Source organism: Dokdonella aquatica, from assembly GCF_051987395.1.
Taxonomy (GTDB): domain Bacteria; phylum Pseudomonadota; class Gammaproteobacteria; order Xanthomonadales; family Rhodanobacteraceae; genus Dokdonella.
Window position 1 is genome coordinate 1,668,626 of sequence record NZ_CP197094.1, and the last position, 13,274, is coordinate 1,681,899.

Annotated in this window: 9 protein-coding genes; 4 read left to right on the forward strand and 5 right to left on the reverse strand. The window is 68.1% G+C overall.

The features are described 5' to 3' along the window. Positions 1-82: 82 nt before the first annotated feature. From ACQQ2N_RS07525 to ACQQ2N_RS07545, 5 genes are read right to left on the reverse strand one after another with little or no spacing between them, the layout of a single operon-like run. Complete coding sequence (locus ACQQ2N_RS07525) at positions 83-1,003, reverse strand: DUF6999 family protein (protein ID WP_440225087.1); 921 nt, start codon at positions 1,001-1,003, stop codon at positions 83-85. Further along, entirely contained in the window at positions 1,000-2,886 is a 1,887-nt protein-coding gene (locus ACQQ2N_RS07530) for an iron-containing redox enzyme family protein (protein ID WP_440225088.1), read from the reverse strand. Before ACQQ2N_RS07530 ends, ACQQ2N_RS07525 begins: the two co-directional genes overlap by 4 nt. A gap of 2 nt (positions 2,887-2,888) precedes the next feature. Then, positions 2,889-3,794, reverse strand: coding sequence for a fatty acid desaturase (locus tag ACQQ2N_RS07535; RefSeq protein WP_440225726.1), 906 nt, complete (start codon positions 3,792-3,794; stop codon positions 2,889-2,891). A gap of 39 nt (positions 3,795-3,833) precedes the next feature. Next, on the reverse strand, positions 3,834-4,604 hold the full coding sequence (locus tag ACQQ2N_RS07540) for a sterol desaturase family protein (RefSeq protein ID WP_440225089.1): 771 nt from the start codon (positions 4,602-4,604) through the stop codon (positions 3,834-3,836). After that, positions 4,601-5,581, reverse strand: a complete 981-nt coding sequence (locus tag ACQQ2N_RS07545) for a LysR family transcriptional regulator (protein ID WP_440225090.1) — start codon at positions 5,579-5,581, stop codon at positions 4,601-4,603. The genes ACQQ2N_RS07540 and ACQQ2N_RS07545 overlap by 4 nt, the downstream gene beginning before the upstream one ends. A 432-nt stretch (positions 5,582-6,013) precedes the next feature. Here ACQQ2N_RS07545 and ACQQ2N_RS07550 point away from each other — a divergent pair, with 432 nt between their 5' ends. From ACQQ2N_RS07550 to ACQQ2N_RS07565, 4 genes are all read left to right on the forward strand, one after another. After that, the gene (locus tag ACQQ2N_RS07550; protein WP_440225091.1) at positions 6,014-7,000 is read left to right on the forward strand and encodes an aldo/keto reductase; all 987 of its coding nucleotides are present in this window, start codon (positions 6,014-6,016) and stop codon (positions 6,998-7,000) included. 154 nt (positions 7,001-7,154) lie between these two features. Further along, positions 7,155-8,702 (forward strand): efflux transporter outer membrane subunit, encoded by a 1,548-nt coding sequence (locus tag ACQQ2N_RS07555; RefSeq protein WP_440225092.1) that lies wholly within the window; start codon positions 7,155-7,157, stop codon positions 8,700-8,702. Between the two features lie 162 nt (positions 8,703-8,864). Continuing rightward, positions 8,865-10,031, forward strand: coding sequence for an efflux RND transporter periplasmic adaptor subunit (locus tag ACQQ2N_RS07560; protein ID WP_440225094.1), 1,167 nt, complete (start codon positions 8,865-8,867; stop codon positions 10,029-10,031). A 96-nt stretch (positions 10,032-10,127) separates the two neighbouring features. Next, the gene (locus ACQQ2N_RS07565) at positions 10,128-13,247 is read left to right on the forward strand and encodes an efflux RND transporter permease subunit (RefSeq protein WP_440225095.1); all 3,120 of its coding nucleotides are present in this window, start codon (positions 10,128-10,130) and stop codon (positions 13,245-13,247) included. Positions 13,248-13,274 lie beyond the last annotated feature (27 nt).

Genomic DNA, 13,274 nt, shown 5'->3' on the forward strand with positions numbered 1-13,274 from the left:
CGCGGGCGTCCCCGTGGCATGCCGGTGATGCGGGCCGTGTCGGCCCCGCCCGGCAAGCAATGCTGCCGGCGCAGACCCCACGTCACGCCGTCGCGGTGTCGACGTCCTCGCGCGTATCCGGCGTGGCATCGGCGCTCGCGGCCTGTTTCTCCTTCTGCTCGGCGAGGAACGCGTGCAGCATCTCGGTCGACAAGCCGTGCAGCACGAGGCGGAAGCCTGCGCGCAGCGTCGACTGCGGCACCAGCGGGTGGCGGTTGTTGACGAGGATCAGGTGGTCGCGCGCGCCCATGAGCGTGGCGACGTAGATGCCGATCGTCTCGTCGAGCTGCAGCGAGTTGGTCGCGCGCCAGAAGTCGCTGTCGGTCAGCAGGAGCTGGTAGATCGGCGTGAACAGCTCGATCGAGCTCTGCAGGTCCAGGAAGTTGCGGCGCTTGTTCGGCATGTCGGCGAGGCGCAGCGGCGGCTCGACGATCATCGAGAAATCCGGATGCGCGACCGGTGCGAGTTCACGGTCGTTCTCGCGCAGCGCCTTGTTGAGGCGGATCACGAAGTTGAACAGGTTCAGGTCGTGGATGAGGAACAGGTCCTCGCACACGTCGTCGATCTTTTCCGGCTTGAGCGGATTGGTCGCGACCGGCACCGGCGAGTTGCGCGCGATGAACTCGAGTGCCTGCGAGCCGAGGTGGAAGTGGCGCAGGATCAGCCAGTTCGCCTCGGGGCGGATGAAGTTGGCCATGCCCCAGGCGAGCAGGCGATGCAGGGCGCGCGAGAACGCGACCTTCGGCATGAACAGCTTGACCACCTGGAACAGCACGATCAGCGTGCGCGCGAATGGCCGCACGAACGGCAGCACGAACTGGCGCGAGCGCGAACTCGAATCCGACAGCCACGCGCGCTTGACCTCCTCGGCGATCGGCGTGCTCTGGTCGAGGTACATCGCGAGCCACGGATCGGGATCGCGCGGGTCGTAGTCGCGGGCGAGGAAATCCGGCGTGTGCTTCATGGCGTCGTCACGTGGTAGAACTGCATGAGGTAGAGGTCGGCGACGCGGCGCGCGGTGTCGACGATCGCCTGCGCGCCGTGGCCGTCGGCATCATGCGCGAGCACGATCTCGACCGCGCTGAGCCAGCGTGCGAGGTGATGCTCGTCGTTCGCGCCATGGTAGTCGAGGAAACGGAACGCGTCGGCGGGCAGGTCGAGGCTCGCCTTCATGAGCGGCAGCAGTGCCGGGATGATGCGCTGGCCGGTGCCTTCGATGATGTAGATCGCACCGAGCAGGCCGAGCGGATTCGGCGTCGCCGCGAGCGCGTGCAGGTAACTGTTGAGTGCTTCGCCACCCGGATTGCGGCGCAGCGCATCGATGTCGTCGATCGTGCCGCCGGCCTTGCGGTAGTCGTCGAACAGGATCATGAAATCGTCCTGCTCGTCGCCGGCGTGCGTCTCGATGAGCGCGGACAGCGCCTCGTACGGTGCGCGCACCGAGGCTGCACCTTCGCGCATCCACTTGCTGCCCTCGCGCACCTGCGGGATCCAGTGCTGCATCCACTGCACGTAGTCGGGCGTCGTGAAGCGGCGGTCGCGCAGGCGCCGCACGACCGGCGTGCGCCACACGCGCGAGCGGTAGCCGTGCCAGATCGTCGCGAGTTCGCCGAGCACGTGGCGCAGCGCGGCCGGCGCATCGGCGGGATCGTGCGGTGGTGCAACGGTGCCGTCGTCGCTGCTCGACGCGACAGGCACGGATCGCGAAGTCGACTCGACGGGCGCATCGGCCGCCTCGACCTCGATCAGCACGAACGCCACCGTGAATCGTCCCGACTCGGGGATGAAACACAGGATGCGCTGGCCCGGCACGAGCGTGTGCGTGCGCACGAACTCGTCGAGCATGATGAAGATCGACGCCGCGCCCGTGTTGCCGCGCGTGACGAGGTTGCTGTACCAGCGCTCGCGCGGGATCGCGAGGCCGGCCTTGCTCATGAGCTCGTCGACGACCGGCGCGAACCGCTCCGACGAGTAGTGGCACAGGAAGTGGTCGATCGAGGCCGGCTCGATCCAGCCGTCGTGGGCGAGGCGCGCGTACTCGTGCACGCCGACGTCGAACAGGTGCGGCAGCAGGCGGATGTCCTGGCGCAGGAACAGCGCGCCGTCGGCTTCGGCGTCCTGCCACGACGCATAGTCCAGATGCGACCGCGAGCGGTCGTGCGTGAGGCCGAGCTGCATGCACACCGGGTAATCGCCCGAGAACGAGCGCTGGTGCATCCAGCGCAGGCGCAGGCGCACGCCGTCGCGCGCGGCCGGCGTGTTCGACAGCAGCAGCGCACCGGCACCGTCGGAGAGCATCCAGCGCAGGAAGTGCGCGTCGAAATCGGCGTCGTAATCCTTGGCGGCGTAGCGCGAGCGCTTGAACAGGCGCGACGGCATCTCGGCCGCGGCGACCAGCGCGCGCGGCGTGCCGAGCTCGACCGCCTGCGCGGCGGCCTTCCATGCGCCGACGCCCGAGGCGCAGATGCCGTGGCTCGACAGCGTCTCCATCGGCGGCGCGCCGAGTTCGCCTTGCAACATGCTCGCGAAGCCGGGCATCAGTGCATCGCCACCCGAGGTGCCCGCGGCGAGCAGGTCGATCGCGTCGAGGCGCGTGCGCGCGGCCTCGAGGCAGTCGTGCACGGCGCGCGCGGCCATCGCCGCGTTCGAGAACAGCGTGGTGCCTTCGGCATCGACGGCGTAGTGGCGCGTGCGGATGCCGTTCTCGCCGAGGATGCGCTTCTTGATGCGCGACGAGACGCGGTTGAGCGGTGCGATGTAGGCATCCATCGCGTCGTTGTCGATCGGCTCGCCGGGCAGGAAGCGGCCGGTCGCGGCGAGGTACACGTGGTCGAATCGGGTCGGCATGCTCACCTTGAAGTGTCGGGAACGGGAATCGCGCCCGCGGGATCGGGCGCAGCGGGCGCGATGGGCATCAGCGGCCGCGAACGGAAGCGCGCGACGAACGTGCCGAGCACGAACACGCGCCATGCATAACGGAAGAAACCGGCTTCGAGCAGGCGCGCGTCGAGGCGCGGTGCGAGTGCACGGTGCAGGGCAGGGAGCGTGCTCCAGTGCGCGCGGGCGTGCTCGTGGTGCGCCGTGTGCAGGCCGATGTTGAACAGCAGCGGATTGACGATCCCGCCGAAGTTGCGCGCGTAGTCGACGCGCGAGAGGCCGTCCGCGTGCGCATGCTGCAGGTAGTTCGCGCCGAGCAGCCAGTGCAGGCCGAACAGCTGCGGTCCGATCACGAACACGAAGGCCTTGAACGGATCAAGGGCGACCAGCGCGACCCACAAGCCGAGCCACAGCGCGTATTGCGCGACGCAGGCGCGGAACAGCGCCGGCGAACGCGTGCGCAGGCGGATCAGCCAACCAAGAATCGACGGGTACAGCGCGACCACGGCCTGCGGCGGATGCAGCAGCCAGCCGGTCAGGTCGTTGTGGTCGCCGCCGAAGCGGTAGGTGCGCGCGAGGTCGTGCTCGCCGTGGCGGTGGCGATGGTGGTTGGCGACGTGCGCGGGGATGAACACGCAGGTCGGATGGCCTTGCAGCAGCGTGATCGCGAGATCGGTCGCGCGGTTCGCGCGGCGCCCGTGCCAGAGCGGCAGGTGGGCGTGGTTGTGATGGACCACGCCCACGCCCACCATGAGGAACAGCAGCAGCGCGTAGGCCGGCAGCGAGAGGCCCGCCTGCCATTGCCAGGCCATCAGTGCTGGCGCCGCGGTGAGGTAGGCGAGGCTCTGCAGGTCGCGCACGTGGCGCAGGCGCGGCATCACGCGCGGTATCCCCACTTGACGTCGCACGCCTGGACCTCAGGCATCACGTCGTCCCGCGCGGGCGAGGCGCGCATCGGCCGCGTCGAGCGGCAGCGCGGTGCCGAACATGCGATCGAACGTGCCGATCAGGAAACCGTAGTTGCCGTGGTAGCAGGCGTGGTGCAGGTGATGGCGGCGGCTCGCGCCACGCCAGCCGCGCGCCGGCGCCTCACGCGAGAACTCGTAGTTCGCATGGCCGAGGTTGTTGAGCACGATGCTCATGAGCGGCAGCGACAGCAGCGCGGCGAAGCTGAAATCGTGCAGCATCATCGGGATCAGCGGCACGCTGCCGAGCAGGATCGCCTCGACCGGATGGAAGCTGTAGGTCGAGAACGGCGTGGCCACGTGCGAACGGTGGTGCGGTGCGTGGAAGCGTCGCAGGCGCGACGTGTGCAGCAGGCGGTGGTTCGCGTAGAAGTGGGCCTCGTTCCAGACGAACAGCACGACGACCTCGATCGCGACGCGCAACCATGCGGGATCGGGCGTGAGCGTCGCCCAGCCCAGCTGCAGCAGCCCCCACGGGAACACGAGGCCGGCGCCGAAGATCAGGATCGACACGGCCGACGCGCCGATCTCGCGGCGCAGCTGGCCGGGTTCGAGTGCGCGCGTGTCGATGCGGCGGCCGTAGCGCAGACGCGGCATGACGACCTGCGTGAGCGTCCACGTCACGAGTCCGGTCACGCCGTACAGCAGCGCGAAGAACACGATGCCGACACCCATGACCTGCAGCACGCCGAGCGCGGCGAACGCCTCGCCGAGTGACGTCACGCGATCGCCTCGACGGCCTCGCTGTCGAGCTGGCGCGCGGCCTTGCGCGGACGTTGCGTGCGGATGATCGCCGGCGTCGCGGTGTCGACGCGCGCGGTGAGGAAATCGATGAACACGCGCAGCTTGGTCGGCAGCTGCTGGCGCGTCGGGAAATACAGGAAGAAGCCCGGGAACGGATCGGACCACTCCTCGAGCACGGGCACGAGCTCGCCGCGTGCGACCTCGTCGCGCACGGCCTCGGCGAACACCTGCGCGAAACCCAGCCCGGCCCTGGCCATCGCGACGAGCTGGCGGCCGTCGTTGGTGATGAGCGGGCTCTCGAGCTCGATGTCGAACTCGTGGCCGTCGCGCGAGAACTCCCAGCGGTAGACGTTGCCGCTGTGCATGAAGCGCTTGCCGAGCGTCGCGTGCGCGTGCAGGTCCTGCGGCGTGGCCGGGATGCCGCGACGCTCGATGTAGTCCGGGCTCGCGACGACCTGCATGCGCTGCATGCCGCTGACGCGCACTGCGGTGACGTCCTGGGCGAGGCATTCGCCGAGGCGGATACCGGCGTCGAAACCGCCCGCGACGAGATCGGCGAGGCCGTCGTCGAGGAACAGCTCGATGCGCAGGTCCGGGTACATCGCGTGGAACTCGGCGAGCACGGGCGCGATGATGAGGTCGTTCGCGGTGCGCCCCACGTTGATGCGCAGCAGGCCGGTCGGCTTGCCGCGCAGCGCGTCGACGACGCCGAACGCACCGTCGATCTGTTCAAGAGCGGGCACGACCTCGGCGAGGAAGCGCGCACCGACCTCGGTGAGGCCGACGCGTCGCGTCGTGCGCTGCAGGAGACGCACGCCCATGCGCTGCTCGAGGCCGCGGATCGTCTGCGACAGCGCCGACGCGCTGACGCCGAGCTCGCGTGCCGCCTGGGTGAAGCTGCCGTGATGGGCCACGCGCGAGAACACGACGATCGCCGGCAGTTCGCTCGTTCTCATTGGTTAGCTCACCTTCAAGACCTGATGCGATCTTGCGGGTTTTTCGCGAATGCCGCAATGCGGAAGATGGACGGGTGGCTGCCGCAAGGTGCGTCGAAAGACGCTGGATCCCGGCCTGCGCCGGGATGACCATGCTTCATGGTGGGACGTCGCATGCCTGGGAGCGCTGGAATGCCGATAGAGCGACACACGTGTCCAGAACGGGCGTCGAGCTGATAGACCAGCGCACTCCTTCGGAATGCCTCTTTGTTCAAGAATCGCGAATGCTGATAGGCGCCTCGGGTAACACTCCCGATGAATCATCCCGGCGAAGGCCGGGATCCAGTGCCTTTCCGAGTAGCGTGATGCACACACGTCATCGCGCACCGGCATCGGCATCATCTTCCAGACTCCGCGCGTTGAGACCGAAATCCCCAACAAGAGGAAACCCCCATGCAGATGCGACAGCTCGGCCGCGACGGCCCCCGTGTTTCGGCGATCGGCCTCGGCTGCATGGGCATGAGCGAGTTCTACGGACCGCGCGACGATGTCGAATCGATCGCGACGATCCACCATGCGCTCGATCAGGGACTGAACTTCCTCGACACGGCCGACATGTACGGTCCGCACACCAACGAGGAGCTCGTCGGCCGTGCGATCGCGGGGCGGCGCGACGAGGTCGTGCTCGCGACGAAGTTCGGCTTCGTGCGCGATCCCGGCGATCCCGGTCGGCGCGTCATCGATGGCCGTCCCGCGCGCGTGCGCGAGGCCTGCGAAGCGAGCCTGCGCCGGCTCGGCGTCGAGACGATCGATCTCTACTACCTGCATCGTGTCGATGCGAACGTGCCGATCGAGGACACGGTGGGTGCGATGGCCGAGCTCGTGCGCGAGGGCAAGGTGCGCTGGATCGGATTGTCCGAAGTCGGCCCCGAGACGCTCGCGCGTGCGCACGCCGTGCATCCGTTGAGCGCGCTGCAGAGCGAGTACTCGCTGTGGACGCGCGATCCCGAGGACGGCGTGCTCGCCGCGTGCCGCGAGCTCGGCATCGGTTTCGTCGCCTACAGCCCGCTCGGCCGCGGCTTCCTGAGCGGCGAGATCCGCCGCGTCGAGGATTTCGCCGAGGACGACTACCGTCGCCACCATCCGCGTTTCATGGGCGAGAACTTCACGCGCAACCTCGCGCTCGCCGATCGCGTGCGCGAGCTCGCTTCCGCGCGCGGCGTCACCGCGGCACAGCTCGCGCTCGCATGGGTGCTCGCACAGGGCGACGACATCGTGCCGATCCCGGGCACGCGCCGGCGCGCACGCCTCGACGAGAACCTCGCCGCGACGACGTTGCGCCTCGATGCGTCGGAACAGCAGGCCCTCGCGGCGGTGTTCGCAGGGGGTGCGGCGGGTGAGCGCTACCCGCCCGGCATGTCGAAGCTGCTAGCGCGCTGAAAAATGTAGTAATACCAGTGACTTCCGGCGCATGGACGCGCCGGATCGCCTCGTTACGATAGGTCGCCCAGCGGAATTCCGTCCGGAGGTGCTTGCAGCCCACCGGACTGCCCGGCTAATATTGAACCGGTCAGTATTGAATTATGGAACCCGCATGCCTTCCGCATTCGCCGGGCGCACGGATCGTGCGCGTGCCCAAGCTCCCCATTCCCCGTCGTGGCCGCAGGCCTCGCGCCTCGGCATGGGCATCCTCCTCGCGCTGGCCCTCGCGGGTTGTGCGGCAGGTCCCGATTTCCGCGAGCCGGCCGTGTCGGCCGACGCCGGATACCGCGTCGACGCGCTGCCTGCCGCGACGGTCAAGGCCGACGGCGTGCCGACCGGCGACGCGCAGCGTTTCCTCGAATCGGCCTCGGTGCCGGCGCAGTGGTGGACGACGTTCGGCAATGCCGAGCTGACGCGCCGCGTCGAGCAGGCGCTCGCGAACAGCCCGACGATCGCCTCGGCCCAGGCCGCGCTGCGCCAGGCGCAGGAAGGCGTCAACGCGGCACGCGGTTCGCTGTTCCCGTCGATCGACGCGAACGCGGGTGCGACGCGCCAGAACGGCCTCGCCGCCGGCAGCGCGGGCGCATCGCCGTTCACGGTCTACAACGCCGGCGTCGGCGTGAGCTACACGCTCGACCTTTTCGGCGGCGTGCGCCGCGGTGTCGAGGCGCAGTTGGCACTCGCCGACCTGCAGCTTTATCAGCTCGAAGGCACCTACCTCGCGCTGGCCGCCAACGTGACCACGACGAGCTTCCTCGAGGCCTCGCTGCGCGAGCAGATCCGCGCGACCGAAGAGATCGTCGGCGTCTACCAGGAGCAGCTCGACCTCATCAACCGCCAGTACGAGAGCGGCGCCAAGTCGCAGGGCGACGTGCTGATCGGCGAGAGCCAGGTCGCCACGGCGCGCGCGCAGCTGCCGGCGCTGCAGAAGGCGCTCGCGCAGACGCAGACGCAGCTCGCGGTCTACCTCGGCCGTTTCCCGTCGCAGGGTGAACTCGCCGCGCTCGATCTCGAATCGATCGCGCTGCCGACCGACATCCCGGTCAGCCTGCCGTCGACGCTGGTACGCGAGCGTCCGGACATCCGCGCCGCCGAGGCCCAGCTGCATCAGGCCACGGCGCAGGTCGGCATCGCCACCGCGAACCTGTTCCCGACGATCACGCTGAGCGGCAACTACGGTTCGCAGGCACTCAGCGGCGGCGACCTGTTCGGCAGCGGCACCGAGGCGTGGAGCCTCGGCCTCAACCTGCTGCAGCCGATCTTCCGCGGCGGCACGCTGCGTGCGCAGAAGCGCGCGTCGGAAGCCGGCCTCGACAAGGCCTCGGCCGACTACCGCAACACGGTGCTGACGGCGTTCCAGAACGTCGCCGACAGCCTGCGTGCACTCGAGCTCGATGCGCAGAGCCTCGCCTCGCAGGCGAAGGCCGAGCAGGCGACCGCGCAGAGCCTCGAGCTCGTGCGCAAGCAGTACGCCGATGGCTCGGTGGCCTACCTGCAGGTGCTCGACGCGACGCGGCTCTACCAGCAGGCGCGCCTGTCGGTGATCGAGGCGCGCGCGACGCGCCTGAGCGACACGGCGGCGCTGTACGCGGCGCTCGGCGGCGGGTTGCGCGACAACCCGGTGCCGACCGGCCAGGTCGAGGCGGCGTCCGCGCCGTAACGTTCATCACGAGAGACGCATCGTCGTGACGCACGCACGTGGTCACGGCGGTCCGAAGAACAGCAAGGCAGGCCCTTCATCGAAGATGGACCTGCGAACACCCTCAGCGATGCGCCGTGACGGCGCATCGCACCCGATCCAGAACCTTCGAGAGGAATGCGCATGACCACGCGCAGCACACGCAAGCCCAGCACCACCAAGCGCATGATCATCATGATCCTGATCGTCGGCATCCTGCTGTTCGTCCTGATCGGCTGGAACGTCATGGGCAACATCATGATGCAGCAGGCCGCGCAGAACATGCCGGTACCGCCGCAGACGGTGTCCTCGACGAAGGCCGGCATGCAGCCCTGGCAGCCCGAGCAGGGCAGCGTCGGCTCGCTGCGCGCGGTGCGCGGCGCCGATCTCGCGTTCGACGTTGGCGGCATCGTCACCAAGGTCAACGTGAAGTCCGGCGAGGTGGTCAAGGAAGGCCAGCTGCTCGTCGAGCTCAACGCCGAGGACATCGTCGCCCAGCAGCGCCAGCTCGAAGCCAACACGGCCCTGCTCAAGACCGAGCTGGACCGCGCCAAGCAGCAGCTCGCCTACAAGGGCATCAGCCAGGCCGAGTACGACAGCGCCGCCGCCAACCTCAAGGCCGCGCAGGCCGGTGTGGCGCAGCAGCAGGCCCTCGTCGGCAAGCGTCAGCTGCGTGCGCCGTTCAGTGGCCGTGCCGGCATCGTCACGCTGACGCCGGGTACCTACCTCAACGCCGGCACCGCGGTGGTCACCGTGCAGCAGCTCGATCCCGTGTTCGTCGACTTCACGGTGCCGCAGCGCAACCTCGGCGAACTCCAGGTCGGCCAGAAGCTCATGCTCACGCTCGATGCGTTCCCGGACCGCACGTTCGAGGGCCAGGTCAGCGCGATCAGCCCGAAGCTCGAGACGGCGACGCGCAACGCGCAGGTCGAGGCGAGCGTGCCGAACCCCGATGAAGCACTCAAGCCCGGCATGTTCGCCAACGTCGCCGTGCAGGTCGGCAGCGAGGAGAGCTTCCTCACGCTGCCGCAGACGGCGGTCACGTTCAATCCCTACGGCGAGACCGTGTTCCTCGTGAAGGCGTCGGACAAGAAGAACGACAACGGCGAAGCGGAGAAGCCGACCGCGCAGTCCGTGTTCGTCACGACGGGTTCGCGCCGCGGCGACCAGATCGCGATCCTGAGCGGCATCAAGGAAGGCGACGAGGTCGTGACCAGCGGCCAGCTCAAGCTCAAGAACGGCACGCCGCTCATCATCGACAACAGCAAGCAGCCGGCCAACGAAGCGAAGCCGACGCCGCAGGAACAATGATCGTGATCCATCCCTTGGCCATCCAGGCGCGACCCCTGCGGTCGCCGCCGGCCGGCGCACGGCGCCGGGCCATCATCGCGAACGAAGCGAGACGCCATGAAATTCACTGATTCCTTCATCAACAAACCGGTCTGGGCGATCGTCGTCAGCCTCATGATCCTGGTGCTCGGACTGCGCTCGGTGGTCGACATGACCGTGCGCCAGTTCCCGAAGACCGAGAACGCGCTGGTCACCGTGACCACCGCGTACTACGGCGCCGACGCGGACACCGTCGCGGGCTTCATCACGCAGCCGCTCGAGTCGGCGATCGCACAGGCGCAGGGCATCGACTACCTGTCGTCGTCGAGCCTCACCGGCGTGTCGACGATCACCGCGACGCTGCAGCTCAACTACGACTCCAACCGCGCGCTGACCGAGATCCAGACCCAGATCAGCTCGGTCACGAACCAGCTGCCGCCGCAGGCCCAGCAGCCGGTCATCACGGTGCAGGTCGGCGAGACGACGGCTTCGATGTACCTCGGCTTCTACAGCGAGACGCTGCCGACCAACAACATCACCGACTACCTGCTGCGCGTGGTCAAGCCGCAGCTCGACGCGGTGGACGGCGTGCAGACCGCCGAGATCCTCGGCGCGCGCCGCTTCGCGCTGCGTGCGTGGATGGACCCGGTGCGCATGGCCGCGCAGAACGTCACGGCGTCGGACGTCTCGGCCGCGCTCGCGGCGAACAACTACCTCGCCGCGGTCGGCGCGACCAAGGGCGACGCGGTCACGGTCGCGCTGACGGCCGGCACCGACCTGCACTCGGTCGACGAGTTCCGCAAGCTCGCGGTGCGCAGCCAGGACGGCACGATCGTGCGCCTCGAGGACGTCGCCAACGTCGTGCTCGGTGCCGAGGACTACGACACCTTCGTCGCGTTCGACGGCAAGCAGTCGGTGTTCATCGGCGTCAAGACCTCGCCCGATGCCAACGTGCTCGACGTCGCCGAGCGCGTGCGCAACGCGTTTCCCGAGATCCAGGCGCAGCTGCCGACCGGCCTCACCGCGAACATCGCCTACGACTCGACCGACTTCATCAACACCTCGATCGAGGAAGTGATCAAGACGCTGGTCGAGGCGCTGCTCATCGTGACGGTCGTGATCTTCCTGTTCATGGGCAGCTTCCGCGCCGTGATGATCCCGGTCATCGCGATGCCGCTGTCGCTGATCGGCGCGTTCTTCATCATGTTGATGCTCGGCTACACGATCAACCTGATCACGCTGCTCGCGCTCGTGCTCGCGATCGGCCTCGTCGTCGACGACGCGATCATCGTCGTCGAGAACGTCGATCGCCACATCAAGGAAGACGGCAAGAGCCCGCTCGAGGCCTCGCTTATCGCCGCGCGCGAGCTGACCGGACCGATCATCGCGATGACGATCGTGCTCGTCGCCGTGTTCGTGCCGATCGGTTTCCAGGGCGGCCTCACCGGTGCGCTGTTCACCGAGTTCGCGTTCACGCTCGCCGGCGCCGTGACGGTCTCGGCTGTCATCGCACTGACGCTGAGCCCGATGCTGTCCTCGCGCTTCCTCAAGGCCGAGCACGGCGGCAACCGCTTCGTGAACTTCATCGACCGCCGCTTCGACGCGCTGCACTCGAGCTACGAGCGCCGCCTGCACGGCACGCTCGATACGTGGATCGTGCCGGTCGTGATGGGCGTGCTGCTGCTGTTCGGCACCATCTACCTGTTCACGGCCTCGAAGTCCGAGCTCGCGCCGCAGGAAGACCAGGGCTTCGTCGCGGGCATCGCGACCGGTGCGCCGAATGCCTCGCCGACCCAGGTCAGCGAGTACATGAAGGAGATGCAGGCCGTCGCCAAGACCGTGCCGGAGGTCAAGCAGACCTTCCAGCTCAGCGGCATCGCGGGCCCGAACTCGGTGCTGACCGGCGTCATGCTCAAGGATTGGGGCGACCGCGACCGCAACGCCAACGAGATCCAGAACGACTTCCAGGCCAAGTGGGGCGCGATGGCCGGCACCAACGCGTTCGCGTTCCAGTTCCCGTCGCTGCCCGGTGCGCAGGGTCAGCCCGTGGAAGTGGTGCTGTCGACGACCGAGCCGTTCGAGAACCTCTACACGGTCGCGCAGAGCGTGCTCGAGAAGCTGCAGAAGAGCGGCAAGTTCTGGTTCGTCGACATGAACCTCAAGATCGACAAGCCGCAGAGCACCGTGGAAGTCGACCGCGACATGATCTCGGCGCTCGGCCTGACCCAGCAGGATGTCGGCTCCGCGCTCGGCGCGGCGCTCGGTGGCGGCTACGTCAACTACTTCTCGATCGCGGGCCGCTCCTACCGTGTGATCCCGCAGGTGCTGCAGAAGGATCGCCTCAACCCGGACCAGGTGCTGGACTACTACATCCGCGCCGGTGACGGCTCGGTGATCCCGGCATCCACGGTGGCCTCGATCAAGAACTCGGTCGTGCCGCAGTCGCTGACGCGATTCCAGCAGCTCAACGCGGTGACGTTCCAGGGCGTGCCGAGCGTGACCCAGGGCGACGGCATCGCGGAGGTCGTCAACGCGATCAAGGAGATCGCACCGGCCGGCTACACGATCGACTACTCGGGCCAGGCTCGCCAGTTCATCAACGAATCGGGCGGCTTCGCGCTGACGCTGCTGTTCGCGGTGATCATCGTCTACCTCGCGCTCGCGGCGCAGTTCAACAGTCTGCGCGACCCGATCGTGATCCTCGTGTCGGTGCCGATGGCGCTGTTCGGCGCGATGATCTTCATCAACCTGATCCCGGGTTTCGTCGGCATGGGGGCGATCTCCACGCGCTGGGCGACCTCGCTCAACATCTACACGCAGGTCGGCCTGGTCACGCTGATGGGCCTGATCTCCAAGCACGGCATCCTGATCGTGGAGTTCGCCAATGAGCTGCAGCGCGCTGGCAAGACCAAGCGCGAGGCGATCGAGCAGGCGTCGGCCACGCGACTGCGCCCGATCCTCATGACCACCGCGGCGATGGTGCTCGGCGTGCTGCCGCTGGTCATCGCGAGCGGCGCCGGTGCGGCGGGCCGCTTCAACATGGGCCTCGTCATCACCACGGGCCTCACGATCGGCACGATCTTCACGCTGTTCGTGGTGCCGGCGTTCTACATGCTGCTCGCCGAGGATCATCACGGCGAAGCCGCCAAGCGGATCGAGAACGGAGACGAAGGCACGGGCCACCACGCCCACGCCTGATCCACCGATCGGCTGCGCCGCCTCGCG